Annotated in this window: 15 protein-coding genes and 2 pseudogenes; 5 read left to right on the top strand and 12 right to left on the bottom strand. The window is 72.7% G+C overall.

All coding sequences use genetic code 11. The features are described from left to right. Window positions 1-25: 25 nt before the first annotated feature. Window positions 26-2,260: an N-6 DNA methylase gene (locus ACIO92_RS24765; RefSeq protein WP_402284043.1), complete on the bottom strand. Its 2,235-nt coding sequence runs from the start codon at window positions 2,258-2,260 to the stop codon at window positions 26-28. A gap of 180 nt (window positions 2,261-2,440) precedes the next feature. Between ACIO92_RS24765 and ACIO92_RS24760 the strand changes: the two genes are divergently transcribed. Both ACIO92_RS24760 and ACIO92_RS24755 read left to right on the top strand, forming a co-directional pair. Then, window positions 2,441-3,238, top strand: a complete 798-nt coding sequence (locus ACIO92_RS24760; RefSeq protein WP_366443856.1) for a DUF4190 domain-containing protein — start codon at window positions 2,441-2,443, stop codon at window positions 3,236-3,238. Between the two features lie 206 nt (window positions 3,239-3,444). Further along, the gene (locus ACIO92_RS24755; RefSeq protein WP_402059079.1) at window positions 3,445-4,209 is read left to right on the top strand and encodes a hypothetical protein; all 765 of its coding nucleotides are present in this window, start codon (window positions 3,445-3,447) and stop codon (window positions 4,207-4,209) included. 157 nt (window positions 4,210-4,366) lie between these two features. On the opposite strand, the gene ACIO92_RS24750 is transcribed toward ACIO92_RS24755, so the two are convergent. Next, window positions 4,367-5,116, bottom strand: coding sequence for an N-acetyltransferase (locus tag ACIO92_RS24750; RefSeq protein ID WP_402284028.1), 750 nt, complete (start codon window positions 5,114-5,116; stop codon window positions 4,367-4,369). A gap of 220 nt (window positions 5,117-5,336) precedes the next feature. On the opposite strand from ACIO92_RS24750, the gene ACIO92_RS24745 reads away from it, so the two are divergent. Beyond that, the gene (locus ACIO92_RS24745; RefSeq protein WP_401238490.1) at window positions 5,337-6,035 is read left to right on the top strand and encodes an HNH endonuclease family protein; all 699 of its coding nucleotides are present in this window, start codon (window positions 5,337-5,339) and stop codon (window positions 6,033-6,035) included. 39 nt (window positions 6,036-6,074) lie between these two features. Here the strand turns inward: ACIO92_RS24745 and ACIO92_RS24740 are convergent, their stop codons facing one another. The 10 genes and pseudogenes from ACIO92_RS24740 to ACIO92_RS24695 all read right to left on the bottom strand — a co-directional run bounded on the left by ACIO92_RS24740 (window position 6,075) and on the right by ACIO92_RS24695 (window position 17,519). After that, window positions 6,075-6,233 carry a hypothetical protein gene (locus tag ACIO92_RS24740; RefSeq protein WP_402284026.1) on the bottom strand — a complete coding sequence of 53 codons (159 nt, stop codon included), beginning with the start codon at window positions 6,231-6,233 and terminating at the stop codon, window positions 6,075-6,077. Between the two features lie 149 nt (window positions 6,234-6,382). Beyond that, the gene (locus ACIO92_RS24735; RefSeq protein WP_366443860.1) at window positions 6,383-7,699 is read right to left on the bottom strand and encodes a lysine 2,3-aminomutase; all 1,317 of its coding nucleotides are present in this window, start codon (window positions 7,697-7,699) and stop codon (window positions 6,383-6,385) included. Further along, window positions 7,696-8,433: a 2OG-Fe(II) oxygenase gene (locus tag ACIO92_RS24730; protein ID WP_366443861.1), complete on the bottom strand. Its 738-nt coding sequence runs from the start codon at window positions 8,431-8,433 to the stop codon at window positions 7,696-7,698. Before ACIO92_RS24730 ends, ACIO92_RS24735 begins: the two co-directional genes overlap by 4 nt. Then, entirely contained in the window at window positions 8,430-9,878 is a 1,449-nt protein-coding gene (locus tag ACIO92_RS24725; protein ID WP_402284023.1) for a B12-binding domain-containing radical SAM protein, read from the bottom strand. The genes ACIO92_RS24730 and ACIO92_RS24725 overlap by 4 nt, the downstream gene beginning before the upstream one ends. A gap of 78 nt (window positions 9,879-9,956) precedes the next feature. Continuing rightward, entirely contained in the window at window positions 9,957-11,039 is a 1,083-nt protein-coding gene (gene gntD, locus ACIO92_RS24720) for a guanitoxin biosynthesis L-enduracididine beta-hydroxylase GntD (RefSeq protein ID WP_366443863.1), read from the bottom strand. After that, on the bottom strand, window positions 11,029-12,144 hold the full coding sequence (gene vioD / locus ACIO92_RS24715) for a capreomycidine synthase (protein ID WP_401238661.1): 1,116 nt from the start codon (window positions 12,142-12,144) through the stop codon (window positions 11,029-11,031). The genes gntD and vioD overlap by 11 nt, the downstream gene beginning before the upstream one ends. Continuing rightward, complete coding sequence (locus ACIO92_RS24710) at window positions 12,141-14,777, bottom strand: amino acid adenylation domain-containing protein (protein ID WP_402284020.1); 2,637 nt, start codon at window positions 14,775-14,777, stop codon at window positions 12,141-12,143. The genes vioD and ACIO92_RS24710 overlap by 4 nt, the downstream gene beginning before the upstream one ends. Before the next feature lie 22 nt (window positions 14,778-14,799). Then, window positions 14,800-15,378 (bottom strand): annotated as a pseudogene (locus ACIO92_RS24705) (condensation domain-containing protein); the annotation flags it as partial. Between the two features lie 85 nt (window positions 15,379-15,463). Continuing rightward, window positions 15,464-17,206 (bottom strand): annotated as a pseudogene (locus ACIO92_RS24700) (amino acid adenylation domain-containing protein); the annotation flags it as partial. Window positions 17,207-17,303: 97 nt separating this feature from the next. Next, on the bottom strand, window positions 17,304-17,519 hold the full coding sequence (locus ACIO92_RS24695; protein ID WP_402284018.1) for an MbtH family NRPS accessory protein: 216 nt from the start codon (window positions 17,517-17,519) through the stop codon (window positions 17,304-17,306). A 234-nt stretch (window positions 17,520-17,753) separates the two neighbouring features. Here ACIO92_RS24695 and ACIO92_RS24690 point away from each other — a divergent pair, with 234 nt between their 5' ends. Together ACIO92_RS24690 and ACIO92_RS24685 are read left to right on the top strand one after the other, a co-directional pair. Then, on the top strand, window positions 17,754-22,082 hold the full coding sequence (locus tag ACIO92_RS24690) for an amino acid adenylation domain-containing protein (protein ID WP_402284016.1): 4,329 nt from the start codon (window positions 17,754-17,756) through the stop codon (window positions 22,080-22,082). Further along, on the top strand, window positions 22,079-23,332 hold the full coding sequence (locus tag ACIO92_RS24685) for an ATP-grasp domain-containing protein (protein WP_366443866.1): 1,254 nt from the start codon (window positions 22,079-22,081) through the stop codon (window positions 23,330-23,332). The genes ACIO92_RS24690 and ACIO92_RS24685 overlap by 4 nt, the downstream gene beginning before the upstream one ends. Window positions 23,333-23,437: the final 105 nt, after the last annotated feature.

Genomic DNA, 23,437 nt, shown 5'->3' with positions numbered 1-23,437 from the left:
TGCCGGGACCCGCCCGGTGCCGGGGTCAGGGCTCCACGGTGCCGTCCGCGAGGCCGTCGTACAGGCCCTGGACGAGCTGGTCGCCGAGGCGGGAGGCCTGCCGCAGGGCGTCCTCGAACGCGGCGAGGGCGCGGAACCGCTCGCCGAAGCGGCGCTGCTGCGCCAGGGGCAGGCGGGGCAGCCGGAGGCGGCGGACGTCGAGCCGGGTCGCCGTGGAGGCGTAACTGCTGGCCCGGCGGTTGTTGCCGGTGGCCCGGAGGAAGCCCGCGAGGAACCAGGGGTCGAGCGCCGAGGGGTCGGGGCGCAGGAGTTGGAGGTTGCGGCCGAGGGCGGCGCCCGCCGCGGCGGCGTCCACGACCCGGACGGCCGCGCCGCCGCCGAGGACCGGGACGACCACGTCACCGGCGGCCAGCAGTACGGGCTCCTCGGGCGGGCCGCCGGGCAGCGCCCCGGTCGGCGGCTGTCCGGCCAGGACGTCGTGGTCGGTGAGGACGGCGACGGGGGCGTCGGCGGGGGCGGTGCCGGTGCCGCCCGCGTGGAGCGTCAGGGCGCCCGCGCGGGCGAGTTCGCCGACGGTGGTGGCGGGGCGGCCGGGCCCGGCGGGGCCCGCGGGTCCTGTGACGGGCGGCGGGGTGAGTTCCCGGGTGCGGAGCAGGGTCTCCGTGAGGCGTTCGCGGACCCCGGCCAGCTGGGTCGCGCCCTCGGCGGCGGCGGGGGGCGGCAGGTGCCGGGCGGGGGCCAGGTCCACGTCGTCGTCGAGCAGTTCGATCACGGGGACGGAGCGGCTGGCCCCCGGCTCCTCCGGCACGGTCCCGTCCTGGTCGAACGGCGTCCAGGCCGCCAGGACTGCGGTGCGGACCGAGGGCCAGTCGAGCCGGTCGCGGCCCTGGCCGTCCCTGCCCTGGCCGGTGTGTTCGGAGGCGGTGTCGACGAGGAGGAGTTCGGCGGGCGGGCGGGCGCCCGGGACGGGCCTGCGCAGCACCCACAGGTGCAGCGGGACGCCGTACGGGGGCGCGGCACCGGCCGGCAGGGCGACGACGGCCCGCAGGGCGCCCCGGCGGAGCAGGTCGGCGCGGATGCGGCGGCCCGAGCGGCGGGACGCGGCGGCGGGCGGCATCAGGAGGACGGCGGTGCCGCCGGGGCGGAGGCGGGCCAGGGCGTGCTGGACCCAGGCGAGTTCGGACTCGGTGCGGGCCGGGAAGCCGTACTCCCAGCGCGGGTCGTAGGCGAGTTCGTCGTGGCCCCAGTTGCGTTCGTTGAACGGCGGGTGGCAGAGGACCGCGTCTGCGGCCAGGGCGGGGAAGCCGTCGGCGCGCAGGCTGTCCCCGGACCGGACGCGGATGTCGGCGGCGGCCCCGGCGGAGAGCGCGAGGCGCAGGGCGGTCAGCGCGGCGAGTTCGGGATCGGCGTCCTGTCCGCAGAGGGCGCCGGGCCGTCCGACCGCGCTGAGCAGGCCCCCGGTGCCGCAGGCGGGGTCGAGGACGGTGAGGGGGGCTTCGGCGGGGGGCGCGGCCGGGCCGCCCTCCGCGCTCGTGGTGCTCGTGGTGCTCGTGTCGCTCGTGGTGCTCGTGTCGCTCGTGAGGGTGCCGGACGCGGTGGCGGTCCCGGCGTCGGGCGCGGCCCGGCCGGTGCGGGGTGCGGCGCCCGCGAGGGCCGCCATGAGGGCGGCGGGTCCCGGCGGGGTGAGCGTGTACTGGCGCGGGTTGGCGTCGAGGTGGCGGCCGAGCAGGAACTCGAAGGTCTCGTGGACGCCGGTCTCCGTCGCCAGTTCGGCGGCCCCCCGCAGCAGGGGGAGCGAGGGGGCGAGCGCGGAGGCGGTGGGGGTGTGCACGGGGCGCTCGGGGCCGAGGCGCTCGGTGAGCGTCTCCTCCAGGGCGACCGGCAGCACCTCCACCAGTCGCGCGTCGGGAAGCTCGGCGAGCGAGGGCCAGGCCGCCGACCGGTTCCGTACGAGGAGGAGCCCGCAGCCCGCGTGGACGAGGGCGGTGACCGCGCCCGCCGGGTGGCCCGCGATCTGCTGCCAGACGCGCTCGCGGAGCGGGACCTCGGCCAGTTTGCCCTGGTCGCGGAGCCAGCGTTCGATCTCGGCGAGGGCGAAGGAGGGGCTGGTCTCCGTGCCGCCCACGGGCTTGGGGAAGTCGGGGTGCCGACGCCGCCAGTTGCTGACGGCGGCCCGCCCGACCCCGGCGAGCCGGGCGATCCCGGCGGCGGTGACCTCTGTCGCTCCCGGCTCTGCTGCGCTCTCCGGCACCTGGCCCATCTCCCTGGCTCGTCCGCTGGCGTGTCCTTGTGTGACTCCGATCATACCGATGAGCACACCCGACACCACTTCACAGCGTGAGCCGATCCGTTTTCCGTGAACCGTGTTGACTCGGTTCACACGCTCTGCTGTGATTGACCCATCGCGCCAGACATCTTCTCCGTCCGGGAGGACACACTCATGTCGTACGACACTCAGGTCCCGCCCGCCGCCCCGCACGCGGCGATGCGCAACGGGCTCGGCACCGCCGCGCTGATCCTCGGCATCATCGGCACCCTCGCCGGGCTGATCCCGCTGCTCTTCTGGCTCGCGGGCGTCCTGGGCGTGATCGCCCTGATCCTGGGCCTGGTCGGCAAGGGCCGGGTGAAGCGGGGCGAGGCGAACAACAAGGGAGTGACGCTGACCGGCGCGGTCCTGGGCCTCGCGGCGCTGGTCCTCTCGGTGGTCGGCCTGGTCATCACGGTCACGGCCGTCAGCGACGCGGTCGACGAGATCGACAAGGCCGTCAAGGACGCGGCCCCGAAGGACCCCTCGGCCGGGGCGCCCGCGGGCAAGGGCGACTCCACGTCCGAGCCCGGCAAGGGCAAGGCCCTCGCGGACGGTGACACCTCGGTCTACGACGACGACGTGAAGGTGACGGTCGCGGACCCGAAGGCGTACACGCCCGGCGAGTTCGCGGTCGGCCACACCAAGGGCAACAAGGCCTTCCAGGTCACCGTCGTGATCGAGAACGCGGGCAAGGACAAGTTCGACACCGCCCTCGTCCAGGTCAGCGCGCGGGCCGGGAAGAACAGCGTGACGGCCGAGCAGATCTACGACGACAAGACCGGCACGGGCTTCGAGGGCACCGTCCTGCCCGGCAAGAAGGCCACGGTGACCTTCGCCTTCGACACCCCGAAGGACGCGAAGGACCTGACCGTCGAGGTCAACCCGGGCTGGGACTACAACGCCTCGCAGTGGGACCTGAAGCTCGGCTGACCAGGCACCCGGACGGCGGCCGACGGCCCGGCACCCCCGCACCCGGCGGGCGGCCCGGCCCCGGCCCGGCCCCGGCCCGCCGCCACCCCGACCGCCCCATTCAGCACACCCGGCACACCCGGCACACATCCCCTCGCTCCCCCTCAGCTCCTTCCCTCCCCGCGCTTCCCCTCCCCCGCGCCTTCCCTCACGGAGACACCGGCACCATGCAGGCCCAGCCCCGCTCCCGCTCCCACTCCCGGACCCGTCGTACGGCCGTCGCCGCGCTGCTGTGCGGCGCCCTCGCCCTCGGTTCGGCCGCCTGCGGCCCCTCCGGCGGCGACACGAAGACGAAGGGCCCCTTCGGGGAGCTGACCGGCTCGCAGATCCTCGACAAGGCGATGGCCGCGACGAAGTCGGCGAAGTCCCTCACCGTCGCCGTGGACATCACCTCCGAGGGCGAGCCGCTGAAGGCCCATCTCTCCCTCGACACCGCGAGGAAGTGCGCGGGGACGCTGAGCGTCGGCGTCGCGGGCACGGCCGAGATCGTGAAGGCCGACGACCGGGACGTCTACCTGCGTCTCGACGAGGCCCTGCTGCGGGACGAGTTGAAGGACGAGAGCCCGGAGATGCGGGAGGCGGCACTGGAGCAGCTCGGGGGCCGCTGGACGAAGTCGCCGGTGACCGACCCGGACACCCGGGACATGGTGGCGTTCTGCGACCTGAAGGACCTGCTCGCGGACTTCGAGGAGGGCGCGGCCGGGACGGTGAGGGGCGAGGAGACCACCGTCGACGGGCGGAAGGCCCTGAAGCTGACGGAGTCCGGGGGCGGCGAGACGAACACGGCGTACGTGGCCACGGAGGGGACGCCGTACCTCCTGAAGGTGGTCACGACGGGCGGCACCGAACCGGGAACGATCACCTTCTCCCGGTACGACGAGCCGGTCGCCGCGAAGACTCCGGCGCCGAAGGACGTGGTCGACCTCGGCTGACCGCGCGGGACGGACACCCCCCGCCGCCGGAACAGCCCCTCGGAGCCGGTCCGGACGGGCGCGGGACAGCGGAATCGGGGAGAAAGGGGAGGGGCGGGGCCACCACAGGGGTGTGGCCCCGCCCCTCCCCTCCTCGGCGGGCCGCTCCGCGCCGCCGTCACGTCAGACGGTGGCGGACCCATATGTTCGGTTCGACGTAGACCGCGTAGCCTCGGGCGGCCTCGCAGTGGACGGGGACGAGGGCGCCCTCCACCTCGACCGGGCCGTCGGTGTCGAAGGGCAGGCCCGTCCAGGACCGCCACTCCTCCACGGAGCCCGAGATCGTCATGGACGCCGGGGCGACCGTCTCGATCGTCCCGCCCGCGCGGACGTGGGCGCGGAGCCACGGGTCGTGTGGCAGACCGTCGTCCTCGCGGGTACGCAAGGCGTACTCGTGGATCGGGGAACCGGCCTCCAGGTGCTTGCCGTTGGGGCGGACGGGGGCGACGAGTTCGGCGAAGCCGCGCCGGGCCGCGTTGTCCCGCAGGGCCGCCAGCATCCGGTGCGAGACGCCCCGGCCGAGGAAACCGGTGTCCACGGTGATCTCGATGGCGCTGACCGTGTCGGCCTCCCGGCCGTGCTTCAGGTCGGAGAACGCCCAGAGCAGCACCTCGTCCCAGCCTCGGAGGGGCAGTTCGCGGCGGCCGTCCACGTCCAGCCGGAAGGGGACGCTGAAGCCGCGCGCGACGATCTCGCCCCCGGCGTCGGTGGCGACGAGCACGTACTCGGGCAGTTCCCGCACGATCCGGCCGATGTTCGCCCAGCCCACCGGGTCGTGCATCATGAATTCGGGCCAGAGGTCGCTCATGCCCCACATCGGCCCCTCGAGTTCGGGGCGTTCCGCGAGGGTGGAGATCGTCAGTTCCATGCCGTGCAGACTAGAAAGCGGCCCCCATCTGCACAAACGTTTTTTCAGCGCCCTCCCGACCGTTCCGGTCCGCGCGCACCCACCAGCAGTTCGGCACACGCGTTCATCCACACCGGACGGCCGGGGAGGCCCCCTGCCCGCATACAGTTGACTCGCCTTGCCACCACCTGTTCCGTGAGGGGCAGACACCCCACCGTCGACGCCTCTCTGGACTGCCGTGATGCCACACCTCGCCACCCGCCGCACACCTCGCCTCGCCCCCCTCGCCACGCTGCTGCTGGCGGGCTCCCTCGCCCTGGCGGGTTGCGGCGGGGGGAACACGTCCGACGACACTCGGCCCCGAACCACCCCAGCGGCAAAGGGAACAGCGCTGCAGGCCGTCGAAGGGCTCACGGTGAAGGGGCGGGCGCCCAAAACCGGTTATGAGCGGAAGAAGTTCGGCACCGCTTGGGCCGACACCGACCGCAACGGTTGCGGAACCCGCGACGACATACTCGCGCACCAGCTCCGCTCCGTCTCCCGGGACTCGGACGGCTGCAAGGTGCTGAGCGGAACCCTCGATCCGGATCCCTACACCGGCACCCGCATCAGCTATGTACGCGGGCGTAGCAAAGTCGACATAGACCACCTCGTCGCCCTGTCCGACGCCTGGCAGAAGGGCGCTCACCAGTGGACCGCCCGCAAGAGGCTGGCCTTCGCGAACGACCCGCTCAACCTCGTCGCCGCCGATTCCTCCGCCAACCGCCAGAAGGGGGACGGTGACGCGGCGACCTGGCTGCCCTCCAACAAGTCGTATCTCTGTACGTACGTGGCGGGACAGGTCTCGGTCAAGAAGAAGTACGGGCTGTGGGTGACGCAGGCGGAGAAGGACGCGATGACGCGAGTGCTGGGACGTTGCCCGGACCTGAAGCTGCCCTGAGGACTGTCCCAGGTCATGCCCCCCGAGTGGTGTGGCCGATCAAGTGGCGTTCGTGGCGTTCGTGGCGTTCGTGGCGTTCGTGGCGTTCGTGGCGTTCGTGGCGTTCGTGGCGTTCGTGGCGGTGGTGCCGGTCGTGTCAGTGGTGCCGGGTGGCGCGGGGGCGCTGCCGGGGCGCTCGGCGGGGTGGAGCTGGTCCATGCCGGGGATGCGAGGTCGTCTGAGGTGCGGGATCCGCGACCCGGGAGCGGGCGCGGGAATCTGTCCGTGCGGGCCTGGGCGGAGGCGCGGCTCCGCCCGCCGGTCGCGGGGGAGCCGCGCCCCCGGTCCTCCGCCGTCCGGCCCGGCCGTCACCCGTGCGTTCTGAGAAGGTCCAGGGCTCGGCGCGGGCCGATGACGAGACGGAGGTCGTCCAGCCAGACCGCCGTCTCGTCGAACTCCGCGAACAGCGGCTGGTTGACGACGGCGGGATCGCGGCACTGGAGGAAGCGCAGGGACATCAGCCGTCGGCCCTCGATGTCCGGCACACCGTCCACCAGGACCTTGCCCGGGGTCGCGGACATGACCGGCCCCCGCACGGTGCGGCAGAGTCCGGGCACCGACCGGTACGCGTCCGAGAAGATCTCGTAGGCGCGGACGAGCGGCACGGCGAAGAAGTCCCGGGGGCCGGTGTCGCGTTCCACGAACATGTAGTACGGGACCATGCCCAGCCGGGCCTCCCGGCGCCAGAGCTCCGCCCACGCGTGCGCGCAGTCGTTGACCCCTCGGATGACCGGGCTCTGCGTACGGATGACCGCCCCGGTCCCCAGCACCCGGCGCACGGCCCGCTCGGCCGTCGCGGTCTCCAGTTCCCGCGGATGGGTCAGATGGGCCATGAAGGCCAGGTGCTTGCCGCGCGTCTGCACCTTCTCGAACAGCTTGAGCATGTCGTCGGCGTCGGGGTCCGAGACGAACCTGTGCGGCCAGTAGGACAAGGCCTTGGTGCCGATCCGGATGGACTCGACGTGGTCGAGGAGGGGATCGTCGAGCAGCGCGTCGATGTAGGGCGCGAGGACCGCGGTGCTCATCACCATGGGGTCGCCCCCGGTGATCAGGACGTTCCGCACCTCCCGGTGCCGGCGGAGATAGGAGCAGAGCCTCTCCACGTCGCCCGTCGCGATCTTGAGGGCGGGCTCGTTCACGAACTGGGGCCAGCGGAAGCAGTAGGTGCAGTACGAGTGGCAGGTCTGGCCCTGGCGCGGAAAGAAGAGCACGGTCTCCGGATACTTGTGCTGGAGGCCGGCCATCGGTTCGCCGTCCAGCCGGGGCACGTTCAGGTCGAGTTGGCCCGCCGGGTGCGGGTTGAGTCCGCGCCGGACCTCCGCGGCCGCCTGTGCCACCTCCCGGTGGGGCGCCTCGCGTTCCAGCAGCCCGGCGATCCGGGCCACGCTCTCCCGCGGCAGCATGTCCGGCTGCGGGAACGTCAGCCTGTACAGGGGGTCGTCCGGGGCGGCGTCCCAGTCGATCAGCTCCTCGACCACGTAGTCGCTGACCCGGAAGGGCAGCACCGTGGCCACGGCCCGTACGGCCAGCCGCTCGGCGGGACCGAGCCCCGCCCGTGCGGTGAGGTGATCCAGGTGCGCGGCGTTGTAGAAGCGGGGCCGCCGCCCGCGGCGCGCGTCCGTCACAGCGCCGCTTCCGTGCTGAAGAACCCGGCCACGGAGGCCCGCATGTGATCGCCGGCCGCCGGGTCGACCCGGGTGATCCGGTGCGGGTGCCCGCCTTGCAGGAGGACGAGCCGGTTGGGCTTGGGCAGCACGGTCCGTCCTATTCCGGGGCCGAGGAGATGACGGCTCATCGCGCCCCTGTCCAAGGGGGAGGCCAATCGCTCGGCCGTGCTGTCCGGATCGATCTGTCCGGGCGGGCAGTACGGAATGCGGCACGAGGCGTCGGCGACGATCAGCTCGCCGCCCCAGTGGGCCTCCCAGCGAGGGTGCGCGTAGAAGATGTACGTCCCCGCGTATGCGTAGTCGGTGTGCCAGGCCAGGCCCGCTCCGGCGCCGTAGAGGTACGGGGTGGCCGAGCAGGTCCGCCAGTCGGTGCCCGGCGTTCCGAGCAAGGGCCGGGCCTCGGCTGCGAGGGCGGTGATCCGGGCCGTCAGGCGATGCAGCGGCGACGCCGCCCCGGCGCGCTCGGAACCGTACTCGTGCGACGGGAGCGTGAGACCCGGGCCGGCCAGCGGGAGGCGGTTCTCGACGAGCCATGGGGACCCGGGACGGCCCGGGTCGACCTGCTTGTAGCGGACCGACTGAAGATGGCGCCACAGCAGGTCGAACTCCGCGGCCGGGAGGACATCGTCATGGACGGCGAACTGCTCGCACGCGTAGACCGGGTGCGTCGTGGTGGTGGTGCTGCCGGTCATACGTGAGCACCGTCCCAGAAGTTTCCGTAGGATCCGAGCTCTTCCTCAGCCGGCGGTTCCCCGAAGTACGGCCGCTTGCCCATCGCCTCGCCGAGCCACTCGACCCCCTCCAGGAAGACCTCGTAGATCTCGTCGGGCTTCGCGTGCGGGGTCTCGTACACCGGCGGCATGTCCTCGTGGTACAGGCCGTACTCGTGGTGGAGGAGCTTCATCCCGTACTGCTCCGGCGCCTGGTACAACGCGCTGCCCGGATAGGGGACGAGCCCGAAGAGGTACGAGGCCTGCAGCAGGTCCTTCTCGATGAGGCCGCACACCCATTCCACACTGCGTCGCATCTGGTCGGGGGTCTGCTCCGGGAATCCGTTGACGGTGAAGGCGCAGGCCGCGAGCCCCTCGTCACGGATCTTCTTGAGGGTCTCCTCGGTGGGGTCGAGCTTCATGTGGTGCTTGTGCAGATGGTGGCTGTCCTGTCCGGCGGTCTCCAGGCCGATCTCGATCCAGCGGCAGCCGCTCGCCTTGAGCCCGCGCAGTACTTTCGGGTCGCCCAGGCAGTTGAGCCGGGTCTGGCAGTCGTAGGCGATGTCCCCCTCGGCCTCCAGGGCGCTCAGCAGTTCGAGGGTGTGCTCGGGGTGCAGGGTGAAGGTCTCGTCGCCCCAGTAGAGGTGGTGGTGCTCCCCGTACCGCTCGCGGTACGCGTGGATCTCCGCCAGCACTCGGTCAATGGCGAAGTATTCGGCTTTGCGTCCGATGGTCTGGATGGTGCAGAAGGAGCACTTGTACGGGCAGCCCAGCGCATAGACCTGGCGCAGATAGCGGAGGTCCTCGCCCGTGGACCGGGGGAAGAGATCCACCTTCGGGAACGGCAGCTCAGCTACGGGCAGATCGGGGTACCGCAGTCCTGTGGAGCGGACGGTGCCGTCCCGGTCGCGGTAGGTGAGGTGACCGACCGCGTCGGGCTCACCCGGGCCGCGGAGGGCGTCGAGCAGGGCGGGGAGGGCGATCTCACCGCGGTCGGTGACGACGTAGTCGACCGAAGGGTCCGCGGCCACGATCCGGCGCAGGGGGGTGGCCGCGATCCCGCCGAAGACGGTGACGCTGCGGGGGAAGGCGTCCTTGACGGCGTGCGCGATCTGCAGGGCGATGGGCAGGTTCACCGTCATCGGCGAGAACAGGTAGACATCACCGGGGTGTTCACGCAGGGCGGCCCGGACCACGCTGTCGTCGACGGATCCGGCGACCCCGACCGCACCGGGTTCCGTGTACAGGTCCAGGACGTCCATGGACGTGTAGCCGTGCGTCTCCAGCACACCGCCGAGCCAGTGCATCCAGTGCGGGAGTTCCCACATCACCCGTTTCATCGGCCTGAGTTCGGCATGGGTGCTGCGGTACTGGATGTCGAAGTTGCGCCAGAAGGCCTGCCGCTCCGGCACGGAGACCGTGGACATGGGGGTATGGACGAAGACGATGTGCACTGGTGCCCCATTCTCGCCTGGGAGGCGGTCCGGCGGACCGGCTCCGGGGGGTCAGAAGACGATCCGTGCGTCGGCACGCAGTCGGGAGGCTCGGGATTTGCGCAGGTCGCGGGTGACGCTGACCCGCTTGAGCCAGCGGTCGGTGCCGTCGTGCCGGGCCTTGAAGGAGTTCCGGCCGTGTACGGCGCGGTAGTTGTCGACGAAGAAGCAGTCCCCGGGGTGGAACACGACGCGCTCCAGGCGCGTGTCGATCTCGTTCAGCAGCCAGTCGTACGCGGCGCGGGCCCGGGAGTCGAGCCGGTCCAGGTCGCGGAAGTACGGGTCGACGCACAGGTAGGGCGCGTCCGGTGCGCCGAGGAGCATGGCCACCGGCTCCGGATCTTCCAGCATCCGCACGATGCGCCGGTAGGACTGTTCGGCGAGTTCCTTGCCGCCCTCGAACCAGCCGGTGGTGCGGTCCTGTTCGCGGGGCATGTGGGAACCGTCCGGCTGGAGGTGGAAGAGCGGCTCGAAGAGCGTTCTCACGACTTCCGTGGAGGGATCGAGGCCCAGGCTGTCGACACCGGCGTAGGTGGTCTCGGTCTCGTCGGGATTGCGCAGGCAGAACAGACCGATGTAGTCGGCCCGGCTGGGGTGGAAGGCGTCCTCGGTGTGCCACACCAGCGTCTGGTTGCTCCCGGTGCCCAGCTGCCGGTCGGCGTGCTCCGGGACGGGCACCACGTCGTGGACGAGATAGCCGTCCTGCTGGGTGGCCCAGGCGAACGGGTCCCCGAGCAGCGCTCCGCACATCAGCGCGAACATCTCCTCGCGCAGCGTGGGTGAGGTGCCCTCGCGGGGGTTCCAGTGGCGGGGGGTGGGGCCGATGGCGGCGTCGTCCACGGGGTATCCCGAGACCAGGCAGGCCCCGGCCGGTTCCGCCAGCCGGAAGTCGTTGAGGAATCGGCGCAGCCCGCGCGGCAGTTCCTGCGCGTACAGGGTGAGGTCGCGCTGGAATTCCGGCTGTTCGACGGAGCTGTGCGCGGCGGTCAGCTCCTCCAGGAGAGCCGTGATTCCGACGATGTCCCGGTCGTCGAGCGTGAGCCGATGGATGGGTCCACCTCCTCCGTCTTCTTCCGTCGGCCGGTTACCGGGCATCTGAGGTCAGGGCGTCGGAGAGCGCGTCGAGCCCCTCGGCCAGGTCCCGCGGGTCCATGCCGAAGCCGAGGCGCAGGTGTGCCGGGTGTCCGAAGCAGTGACCGGGTACGACCACCACGCCCCGCTCGCGTTCCAGACGGTCGGCGAAGGCGGTCGGATCGGCCACGGTCCGCATCCGGGGGAAGAGGGTGACGCCGCCGGCCGGCTCGGTCCAGACGAGGTGCTCCTCGTGCGCGGACAACCATTCCCGCAGTACGGCGCGGTTGCGGTGGGCCTGTTCGAGGCGGGGCGCGGCGAACTCGGGGGCGTGCTGGGCGGCGTACCGGGCCACGAGCTCCACCAGCGGGGACAGGAAGAGCGTGACGTAGTCGCGCAGCCGTACGCACCGGTCGAGGATCTCGGGAGCCGCCACGCACCAGCCCACGCGCAACCCGGGCAGCCCGTACGCCTTGGAGAAGGTGCCCGTGGAGATGGCGCGCGGGTACTCGCCCGCGGGGTCGGGCAGCGGGCGGGAGTCGAGGGCCAGCTCGGTGAAAGCGCCGTCCCACAGCAGGTAGGCGCCGACGGCCTCGCACGCGTTCATCACCTGGAGCTGCTGATCCCGGGTGATGGTCACCCCGGTCGGGTTGTGCGGGAAGTTGAGCACGACCATCCGGGTGTCGGGGCCGATCATCCGGACCAGTTCGTCCACGTCGGGGGCGAACCCGTCCTCGGGTCGCAGCCGCCAGCGGCGTACCCGGCAGCCGGAGGCCTCCGCGATGGCGTCCAGCGAGGCGTAGGCGGGGTCGGGCACGATGACTTCGTCGCCGGGTTCGAGCAGGGCCCGCTGCACCAGGTAGAGGGCCTCGGTCGAGCCGAGGGTGGCCATGATCCGGCCGGGGTCGCCGCCCGCCCAGCGGGCGGCCATGGCCTCGCGCAGCTCGACCCCTCCCAGGGAGTGGGTGTCGCCCAGCACGAGTTCGTCGAGGACTCCCGGGGTCAGCCCGGTCATCCGGCGGAGCTCGGCGAAGGAATAGTTCTGCACTCCGCTGGCACCGAGGTCGATCTTCGCTGTGAAGTACCGCTCGCGGTACCAGTCCTCCAGATGTGCGGCCGGGATGCTCATGACCGTCCCTCCTCGTCGGGGCTGCTCGGGGCGTGGTGCTGTTCCGGGGCGGCGGCGAGCCGTCGCGCGAGGGCGGCGACGGTCGGTGCCTCGAAGATGTCGTGTACGGCCGGGCCGGGCCGGGCAGCGGGGTCGGCCTCGCGGATGCGGGCGTGCAGGCGGACGGCCAGCAGGGAATGGGCGCCGAGGGCGAAGAAGTCGTCGTGCGCGCCGACCCGGTCGAGCCCCAGGAGCTCGGCGACGAGCCCGGCCAGCCAGGTCTCGGCGGGGCCGGAGGGCGGCGTGTACGTGTCCTCGGCGGCGAGGTCCGCCCGCCGGGGCCGGGGCAGGGCCCGCGTGTCGACCTTGCCGTGGCTGTTCAGCGGCAGCGCGTCCAGGACGACGAGGGCCGCCGGGCGCAGATACGCGGGCAGGCCGCGGTGCAGCAGGCCGTGCAGTTCGGCGGTGAGGGCCTCGCGGCGGGGGACGTGGCCGGGTGCCGCCACGTAGCCGACGAGCCGCTTGTCCCCGGGGGTGACCTCCTGGAGCAGGACCAGTGCCTCGCCGACGGCGGGGTGGCGGGCGAGGACCGACTCGATCTCGCCGGGTTCGACGCGGTGACCACGGATCTTGACGGCCTGGTCGGCGCGGCCGAGGAATTCGAGGCAGCCGTCGGCGCGCAGCCGGGCCAGGTCGCCGGTCCGGTACAGCACCCCGCCGGGCCTCGGGGCGAAGGGGTCGGGAAGGAACCGCTCCGCGGTGGCGGCGGGGCGGCCCAGGTAGCCGCGGGCCGGGCCGGTGCCGCCGATGTACAGCTCTCCCGGTACGCCGACGGGGACCGGCAGCATGGCCCGGTCGAGCACGTGCAGGCGGGTGTTGGCGATCGGCCGGCCGACCGGGATCTCCTGACGGGCCGAGGCCGGGCCCGTGGCCGGATCCGGCCGTCCGGGAGCGGCGGGCGTGTACGGCAGCACTGTCGAGGTGACGGTCGCCTCGGTCAGACCGTAGATGTGCAGCAGCGGCGTTTCGAAGTGGCGGTGCCACTGGTCCCAGCGTTCCGGCAGCATCCGCTCGCCGCCCGTGACCACCAGGCGGAGTCCAGGGTGCGGTGCGCGGCCGGAGCCGATGAGACCGGCGGTCCATTCGTGCCAGTAGGCGGTCGTCAGCTCGACGCAGCTGATCTCGTGCTTGGCCAGCCAGTCGGTGAGATCCGTACCGTCGGCCAGGATCCGGGCCCCGGGCAGCACGACGGTACCGCCGGTGGCCAGGACCGGCAGCACCTCCTCGATCAGGACGTCGAAGCCGGGCGAGGCCAGCTGGGCGAAGCGGTCCCCGGGACCGAGCCCGAACTCCCCGGCGATGGCCAGGGCGTAGCTCACCAGGTCCCGGTGGACGAACATGACGCCTTTGGCCGCACCCGTCGAGCCCGAGGTGTGGAAGACACAGGCCAGGCCGGTGGGTTGCGCGGCGGCCGGGGAAGCCGGGGGCGGGGAAGCGCCGACCGGTACGTCCTCCCGGTCCAGGCAGATCACCGCACGGTGCTCCGCGATGTCCGTGAGCCCCGGGAGCAGGGCGGACTCGGTGAGGAGAACCCCGGCCCCGGCCCCCTCCACCAGGGCACGCAGCCGCTCCACCGGGTGGCCGGGGTCGAGGGGCGCGAACGCCGCCCCCGCCTTCCAGACCCCGAGCATGGCCACCACCAGCCGGGTGGAGGGGGCCAGGCACAGCGCGACCACCGACTCGGGCCCCGCCCCCGCCGCGGAAAGACGCCGGGCCAGCCCGGCGGCCAGATCGTCGAGTTCCGCGTAGGTCAGGCTGCCGCCGTCGTCCTCGGCCGCCACCGCGTCGGGCGTACGCCGTACCTGCTCCTCGACCAGCCGGTGGGCCAGCGGGACCGGCGGCAGCTCCATCGGCGCGCCGGTGCCCAGCGCGAGTACGCGGCGGGCCCCGGCCTCGTCCAGCAGGGGCACTCGGGAGACACACTGGTCCGGACTGGTGGACACCGAGCGCAGCACCGCGAGATATCCGGCAGCGAGCCGTTCGACCGTGGCCGCGTCGAAGAGCTCGGCGTCGTACTCGAAGTTCACCTCCAGCTCCGGGCCCGCGGGCGTGCAGGAGCACACGAGATCGAAGCCCACCATGTGCCGCCCCGTCTCCACCGGGAAGCGCTCGGCGCCCGCCAGGTCCAGGTGCGGCTCCGGGGCGTTCTGCAGCGCGAAGAGCACCTGGAACAGGGGGTTGCGGCCCGCCGTACGCCGTGGCTGGAGCTCCTCCACCAGCCGCTCGAACGGCAGGTCCTGGTGCGCCAGCGCACCGAGGGTGCCGCGCCGCACCCGGTCGAGCACCTGCCGGAAGGACGGGTCGCCGGACAGGTCGGTCCGCATGACCAGGGTGTTGTCGAAGAAACCGACGAGCCCTTCCAGACGGGTGTGCGTACGGTTCGACACGGGCGTGCCGACGACCACGTCCTCGGTGCCGGTCCAGCGGCCGAGCAGCACCTGGAAGGCGCCCAGCAGGGTCATGAACAGGGTGGTGCCCGCCGCGCGGGACAGCTCCTTGAGGCCCTCCGCGAGGCCGGGGTCCAGCCGGAGGCTGTGGGTGGCTCCCCGGTGTGCGGACACCGTCGGCCGGGGCCGGTCCGTGACCAGCGCCACTCTCGGGCACACCGTCCAGCGCGGCCTCCCAGTGGGCGAGATCTCCGGCCGCGGTCTCCGCGTCGAGGGCCTCGCGCTGCCAGGCCGCGTAGTCCGAGTACTGCACCGGGAGGACCGGCAGCGCGGACGCGGCCCCCGGCCCGGCCCGGTAGAGCTCGGTCAGCTCGCGGAAGAAGATCTCCAGGGACCAGCCGTCGCACACGATGTGGTGCATGACGACCCACAGCACGTGATCCACGGGTCCGAGGCGGGCCACGCCCACCCGCAGGAGCGGTCCCCGGCCGAGGTCGAAGGGCAGCGCGGCGGCGGCCTCGGCGAGCCGCCGGACCTCCTCCTCCCGCCGTTCCGCCGGTACACCGCCCATGTCGTGCACCTCCACCGGGACCGGCCCGGGAGGCTCGACGATCTGCCGGGGTGCGCCGTCGGCCGCCGGGAAGCGGGTGCGCAGAACCTCGTGGCGGGCGGTCAGCGCCGCCAGCGCGCCGCGCAGCGCGTCCGGGGAGAACTCCCCGCGCAGCCGGTAGGCGGTGGTGATGTTGTAGAACGGGTTTCCGGGTGCGAGCCGGTCGAGGAACCACATGCGCTGCTGGGCGAAGGACAGGACGGGAGCGCCGCCCTCCGGGGCGGGTTCGAGCGTCGGCAGGGGCCTTCCGGCGGGACCGGAGCGCGCGCCCGACGGCCGCCGCCAGCCCGGCGACGGTACGGGTCTCGAAGAACGCGCTCAGCGGGAGCTGGACGGCGAACGTCTCCCGTACGAAGGCCATGACCTGGGTCGCCAGCAGGCTGTGGCCGCCGAGGTCGAAGAAGTCGGCGTCGGCCGGAACGTGGTCCGTGCCGAGCAGCGCGGACCACAGTTCGCACAGGGTCCGCTCGGTGGCCGTCAGGGTGACGGGAGCGCTCGGGGTCTCCGCGTGTTCGCGGGGCGCGTCGGGCAGGGCCCGGCGGTCGGTCTTCCCCGACGGGGTCTGCGGCAGCGCGTCCAGGGCCGTGAACACCGTCGGCACCATGTACTCGGGGAGCCGGTCCCGCAGGTGCCGGCGCAGGGCGGCGCCGTCGGGGGAGGTGTCCGCCGCGGTCGTGTAGTAGGCGAGCAGCCGGGTGCCGGTGGCCGGGTCCTCGCGGGCCACGACCACCGCCTGGGCCCCGTCCGGGTGCTCCGCCAGCACTCCTTCGACCTCGCCCGGTTCGACGCGGAAGCCGCGGATCTTGACCTGGTCGTCGATGCGGCCGAGGAAGTGCAGGGTGCCATCGGGCTGCCGTCGTACGAGGTCGCCGGTGCGGTACAGGCGCGCGCCGGACGTCCCACGGGGGTCGGGCAGAAAACGCTCGGCCGTGGCCTCGGGACGGCGCGCGTATCCCCTGGCGGGTGCCGCGCCGCCGATCAGCAGTTCTCCCGGGACCCCGTCCGGGACCGGATCGAGGCGGTCGTCGCAGACCACGGCGGTCACGCCCTCGATGGGCCGCCCGATGGGTGGGAGCACCGGCCAGCCGCCGGGGTCCCCGGTGAGTTGATGCGCCGTCACCACATGGGTCTCGGTGGGCCCGTAGTGGTTGTGCAGGCGACATCCGGGGAGGGCCGAGAACCAGGCCCGGATCTCGTCCGTCACCTGGAGCTGCTCTCCCGCCGTGATCACGTCGCGGAGGGAACGGGGGGCGGGCCGTCCGTCGGCCGTCGCGGCCAGTCGGCGCAGTGCGGTGAACGGCAGGAACAGGCGCGTCGCCCGGCTCCGCTCCACCAGGTCCAGCAGCAGACCGGGGTCGTGACGGGCCTCCTCCGGGGCCACCACCAGTCGGCCACCCGCGCACAGGGTGGAGAAGACCTCCTGGAACGAGACGTCGAACGTCAGCGGTGTGGAGTGCACCGTGACGGGCGCCGCCGACAGCTGACTCCGCTGCCATCGCAGCAGGTTCACCAGGGGAGCGTGCGGCATACACACCCCCTTGGGACGGCCTGTCGACCCGGAGGTGTACAGCACATAGGCGGCATCCTGCGGGTGCGCCGTGACGCGCGGCGGCTCGGCCGCCCCGGGTAGCGGCTCCTCGCCGACGTGGATCCGGGGGAGCCCGGCGGCCTCGGGCAGGCGGCGGCCCGTCTCCCGGGTGGTCACCAGCACCGAGGCCCCGCAGTCGTCGAGCAGGTGGGTGAGGCGGGCGGGCGGATGGGAGGGATCCAGGGGCACATAGGCGGACCCGGCTTTGAGGACGGCCAGCATCGCCACCACCGACTCACGGCCGCGCTCCAGGCACAGTGCCACCGGAGAGTTCCGGTCCGGTGCCAGTTCCCGGATACGGCGGGCCAGACCGTTCGACCGGAATTCCAGCTCGGCGTAGTCGAGGCTTCCGCCCGGATACACGACGGCCACATTGTCGGGAGTTCTCGCGCACTGCTCCGCGATCAAGTGATGAACGCAGCTGCCGGAAACAGGCATGACGGAATCCACAGACGCCACCGATCGGATCTCATGAGCTGCGGGCGGGAAAAGAGGCTTCGCGGAGCGTGCGATGTTCCGGGCCGGGGCCGACGCTTCAGGAAGCGGGTTCCCCCCGGTCGTCCCTCGCGCCCAGCGGACACATATCGGTCCATACACGCTGTACATGGGTCAGACATTCGTCCCGGGTGCCGTGCGTTCCCTCGTCGGACCGGCCGGGGGCGTTCACCCGGCCCAACGACCGGATCGAATACTGTCGCTCCGCATTGACGGCGATCTTGAATTCCTGACCGTCATCCCCGATGAGGATCAATTCACGTCTCCAGCCGTCGCGATGTGATCACTGACAGGCGGCACGAGTGAAGAGCCTAGTGGCGTCGCTCCGGCCGGACAGCACCTCGTTTCCGCCAATTCTCGGCCGGTGCCCCGAACCGCACGCCACCGATTCCTCGGCCGTGGCCAAAAAGCCGTCATTGCCGGGCGTGGGCGGCCCCGCCACCCTGAACCCTGGTTCGCGTGACGGGCGCTGAAGCAGAGGGAGCGGTCCATGCAGGGAACGGAGTCCGGTCGGCCGCCCGCCTTGGATCCCGGCGTGCTGTGCGGCCATGAGCTGTGGTCCACGGCCCACGCCTGTCCGGTGACGGTGCGGCTGAGCGGCGATCTGGACGCCGACCGGCTGGCGCGCTGCCTCGACGAGCTGACCGGCGGTGATCCGACCGCGCCGACCTGGGCGGCCGAGCCGACCGGGCCGCACGGGCCGCACGGGCCGGAGAGTCCGCTGCCCGGACTTCCCCCGGACGCCGGGCTGCGGGCCCGGCTGCTGCGCCACGGGCCGCAGGAGCACGTACTCGCACTCCTGCTGCACCCCTCACTGTGCTCCGGCCGCTTCCTCACCGAGCTGTTCCACGAGCTGTTCGCGCGCTACCGAGGGCAGGCGCGGGGCAGCTTCGGCCCGTTGTCACCGGTCGTGCCCACCGACCGGGCCCCGTCGGACGGCACACCCCCCGCCGTGCTCGACCTGCCGGTCGACTTTCCCCGGGCGTCCCCTCCCTCCAGGTCCGGTGCCTGGATCGCCGCCACCGTGCCCGTGGACCTGGCGACCAGCCTCACCGGCCTGGGAAACCGCACGGGGGCCACCCTGTCGGACATCGTGCTCGGCGCCCTGAATCTGCTGCTGGGCCGCCTCGGGGACACCGACGACGTGACCGTGGCCGTGGCGGACGCGGCCCCGGCACCGGGCCACCTGCGCCTGCTGCGCACCGGCCTCCTCGGCGACGAGCCGTTCCTCGACCTGCTCCGGCGCTCTCGCCCCGCGGCCCGCGGACTCGAACACACCCTGTCCTGGGGGCAGTTGATCCAGGACCTGCGCCCCGGCGCCCTCGGCGCGGTCGCGGAGCCGCCGTTCCCCGTCCTCTTCGAGTCCGTGCCCGAGCCGCCCCGGCTCGCAGGCGTGTCGCTGGAGTTCCTCCCCTCCGGACACCCGGTGCAGACCCCCTTCCCACTGGCCCTTCGCCTGCGGGAAGGCAGCGAGCCGGAACTGCGCCTGCTGTACCGGACCTCGATGTTCGCCCCGGCCCGCGCGCGCACCCTGCTGGACCAGCTCACCGGTCTTCTGGGCCTGATCGCCGACGACCCGGGCCGCCCGATCAGCAGCTACCGGCTCACCCCCGAGCACCCGTCCGTCCCGCTGCCCGACCCGAGCGCCCCCCTGCCCGAGCAGCCGTACCCGCTGGTGCGGGACCTGGTCCAGGCATGGGCCTGGGCGCACCCCGACGCCGTGGCCGTCGACCAGGGCGGCCGTACGCTCGGCTACGCCGCACTCGTGGCGGCGGCCGACCGGATCCGCGCCGCACTGGCCGCGCGCGGGCTCGCGCCCGGAGACGTCGTCGCCGTGTACGGGCCGCACAGCCCCGGCCTGGTGGCCTCGCTGCTCGCGGTGTTCTCCGGCGGCGGTGTCCTGCTGGCCCTGGACCGGCGGCTGCCCGACCAGCGGCTGCACACCATGCTGGACCAGGCCGGGGCCGCCTTCCTGCTGCTGGTCGAGGAGGACGGGCGGCCGGCCGGAAGGGACGTGCTGGGCGGGCTGGAAACCGTACGGGTCGACGCGGCGTCGGCGGGTACGCCGGACCTCGGCCCGGCTCCCCGGCAACCGGCCCGGCCCGCCCTCCCCCCGATCCTGTCCGACGCCCCGGCCTGCGTGTTCTACACCTCGGGCTCCACCGGGACACCGAAGGGAGTCGTCAGCGCGCACAACAGCGTCAGCCACTATCTGGTCTGGCACCGCGACACCTTCGGGATCGGACCGGAGGACCGCTGCCCGCTGATCGCCCGGCTGTCCTTCGACGCGGTGCTGCGGGACGTCTTCCTCCCCCTGGTCAGCGGCGCGACGCTGTGTCTGGCGGAGCGCGGCGACGAGCTGGCGCCGCACGAAACCCTCGCCTGGGTGGCCGATGCGGGCATCACCTGCCTGCACGCCGTGCCCACGGTCGCCCAGTCCTGGCTGACCGGCACCCCCGCCCCGGTCGCGCCCACGGTGCGCCTGACCACCTTCGCGGGAGAGCCGCTCACCGGGGAACTGGTGGGCAGATGGCGGACAACGGCCCCCTCGGCCCGGATCGCCAACCTTTACGGAACGACCGAAAGCGTCGTCATCAAGAGCTGGTACGAGGTCCCGGGCGACTGCCCCGACGGTGTGCTGCCCGTCGGCTCGGCGCTGCCGGGCAGCCAGGTCCTCGTCCTCGGCCCCGCCCGGCGGCCCTGCGGAGTCGGCGAGGCGGGAGAGGTCGTCTTCCGCGGGCCGTACCGGAGCCGGGGCTACTGGAACACCAAGGCCGACACCGCGTCCCCGTTCACCGCCAACCCGCACACCGGAGATCCAGCCGATCTGCTCCTGCCGACCGGAGACAAGGGCCGGTACCGCCCCGATGGGTCGGTGGAACTGCTGGGCAGGCTGGACCGGCAGGTGAAGATACGGGGTGTACGCATCGAACCGGGTGAGGTCGCGGCGGTGCTCGCCGCCCATCCCCGCCTGGCTCAGGCGGCGGTCACCGCACAGCGGGACGCGGCGGGCGACACCGTGCTGGCGGCCCATGTCGTGACCGCCGCAGGACAGCCGGTCACCGCACGCGAGCTGCGCCGGTACCTGGGTGAACGCCTCCCGGCCGTGATGGTGCCCGCCGTGTTCGCCTTCCGCGCCGACCTGCCCCGCACCGCCAGCGGCAAGACGGATCTCGACGCACTGGCGGCGCCCGGATCCACCCGGACGGCGGCGCGCTCCGCGGACCCGCCCCGTACGGCCACGGAGGCGGCGCTGTGCGCGCTGTGGGCGGAGGCCTTCGGCCTGGAGCGGGTGGGGCGCGAGGAGGACTTCTTCGACCTGGGCGGGCAGTCACTGCTCGCGGCGCGCATCGTCTCCGGAATCCGGGCCCGGCTCGGGGTGGACCTACAGATCCCGGCCCTGTTCGACAGCCCCACGGTGGCCGAACTGGCCATACGCGTCGGCGAGTCGACCACGCTCGTGCCGAGCGCCCCGGTGCGCCGCCCCGACCCCGTACCGCTCGCTCCGGCACAGCAACGGCTGTGGTTCCTGCAGGAGCTGCGACCGGACAGCTCCGCCTACCACATGTCCCGCGCCTACCGGCTGAGCGGAGCGACGGACACCGCGTCCCTCCGCCGTGCGCTGGACGCCGTCGTCGCCCGGCACGAGGTGCTGCGCACCCGCATCACCACCGCCTCGGACGGACTGCCGTGCCAGACCGTCGACCCGCCGGGACCGGTCCCGCTCGGCCTCCACGACCTGAGCACCGTCCCGGCCGAGCTGCGGGAGACAGAGGCGGCCCGCCTGCTGGCGGACCTGCACGACCGCCCCTTCCGGCTCGCCCTGGACTCCGTACTGCGTCCTGCGCTCGTCCGGCTCGGCGAGGACGACCACGTCCTGTCGCTGACCATCCACCACATCGCCTGTGACGACTGGTCCTTCGACCTGCTGGAACGAGAACTCTCCGCCCGCTACGGCCCATCCGTCCCGCCGGACGGCCCGTCGACGGCACCCCTCCGCGTCCAGTACGCCGATTACGCCGCTGCTCAGCACGCCCTGCTCAGCGGCACCCCGCTCGGTACCACTCTCGACCACTGGCGGTCCCACCTGACCGGCGCCCCGCCGGTCCTGCCGCTGCCCACCGACCGCCCCCATCCGAAGACACCCTCGTACCAAGGGGCCGCGCAGCACTTCCGCATCGACGCCCCGCTGCGCGAGGCCCTCCTCGCGCTGGCCCGCGCCGAGGGCGCCACGCTGCACATGACCCTGCTGGCCGCCTGGCAGGTCGTACTGGGCCGAGCCTCGGGGCGTACGGATCTGCTGGTGGGCGTCCCCGTGGCCAACCGCCCCGACGCCGCGGCGGAGAGTCTGATCGGGTTCTTCGTCAACACGCTCGTGCTGCGCGCCGACCTCACCGGCGCGCCCGACTTCCGGCGGCTGATCGCCCGTACCCGGAAGAGCTCGCTGGAGGCGTACACCCATGCCCACCTGCCCTTCGACCGGCTCGTGCGGGAACTCGACCCGCCCCGGGAGCCCGGCCGCACTCCGCTGGTCCAGGCGATCTTCCAAGTCGTCGACAGCCCGGGGGAGGGGCTGTCGCTGCCGGGCCTCACCGTGACGCGCTTCCCGATGGAGACCCGCACGACCCACTTCGAGCTCGAAATGGAGATCACGGACGACGGCCGGGTCCTGACCGGCCGAGCCGTCCACAGCACCGAGATCTTCGACGCGGCCACCGTCAGGGGGCTGGTCGAGCAGTACCTCACGCTGCTCCGCACCGTGGTGGCCGCACCTGACGTGCCCCTGGACCTGCCGACCGCACAAGGAGTGACCGGATGAAGACGGCCGTGATGATCGGCTCGCGCGGACTGGAGGCGTTCCGCCCGGACCTGCTGGAGCACCCGGACGAAGTGCGGTTCGTGGGCATGTTCACCGAACCCGATGCCGCTCAGATCCCGGCACCCACGCGGGCCTTCCTCCAGACCGAGCACCTCGTGCCGACCTCCCTGCCCGACGCCGGCCAGCTGATGCGCCAGCAGGTCTCCCCCGCGGCCGCCGAGGCGGTGATCGGGAACCTGCTGCGGGACACACCGGCGCAGCAGGTGACCCTGCACTGCCAGAGCGAGCGGAACATGCTCATCGTCGCGCGGCTGCGTGAGCGCTTCGGCATCCGGGGGCCGCGCCGGACGGACATCGCCCCCTACCGGGACAAGCTGCTGATGAAGCGCATCCTCCAGGACGCGGGAATCCGCGTACCGGCCTTCGGAGCCTGGGAACCCGGGCGGTACGCCGCGGACCCGCCCGGCTACTTCGAGCACATCGGCAAGGCCGTGGGCGTGCCCTTCATCCTCAAGCCCGCCAGGGCCTCCGGGGGCGAGGGGGTGTTCCCCGTCGCCTCCCTCGAGGAGTTCGCGGCCCTGCCGCAGGACCTCGGCACCGGCGGGGAGGACGCGGAGTACGAGTACGAGGAGTTCCTGCGCGGCACGATGCACAGCGTCAACATCATCTCAGCGGGCGGCAGGACGCTCTTCGCCGGTGCCTCCCAGTACCTGGTCCGCTCCGCCACGACCACGCCCGGTCTCGTCAACGCCGACATGAACCTGCCCGACGGCGACCCGCGGGTGGCCCCGATGGTGGCCTTCGCCGAACGGGCGCTCCATGCTCTGGGGAGGCTCGACGGCGCCTGCCACATGGAGCTGTTCCACACCCCGGACGGCGAGCTGGTCTTCCTGGAGGTCGGCGCACGGTTCAAGGGCCTGGCCGGACTGACGGCCATGCAGCGGCACTACGGCCGCGCCCTCGCCAACACGGTGTTCGCGATCGAGAGCGGCATCAGCAGCCGCCCGTACGACGCGGACCGTACGCCCTGCTTCGACGCGGCCTTCCTGCTGCGCCGCGGGGTGGCCGCCCGCCTCGTGCCCCCCGACGTCGAGAGCCGCTTCGAGATGCGCTGGAAGGTGCGCCCCGGGCAGCGGGTGGACGTGACGGGCGAACTGGGCGGCACGTTCCTGCTGTGGAACGAGAGCGAGGAGGCGCTGCACCGCGACTTCATCAGGCTCGCGGACTACCGGCCGGTCGTCTACGCCTGACGGCGAGCTGCCGGGCGGCGTACCGTCGGTCCCGGATCGGACGGGCCCAAGGCCCCGGACCCGGCGACCCGGCGCCGGTCCGGGGCAGTTCGGCGTCGGCGGCGG

Source organism: Streptomyces sp. NPDC087215 (genome assembly GCF_044744885.1).
Taxonomy (GTDB): domain Bacteria; phylum Actinomycetota; class Actinomycetes; order Streptomycetales; family Streptomycetaceae; genus Streptomyces.
The sequence above is the reverse complement of the archived record's forward strand: the minus strand, read 5'-3'. Positions and strand labels throughout refer to the sequence as shown.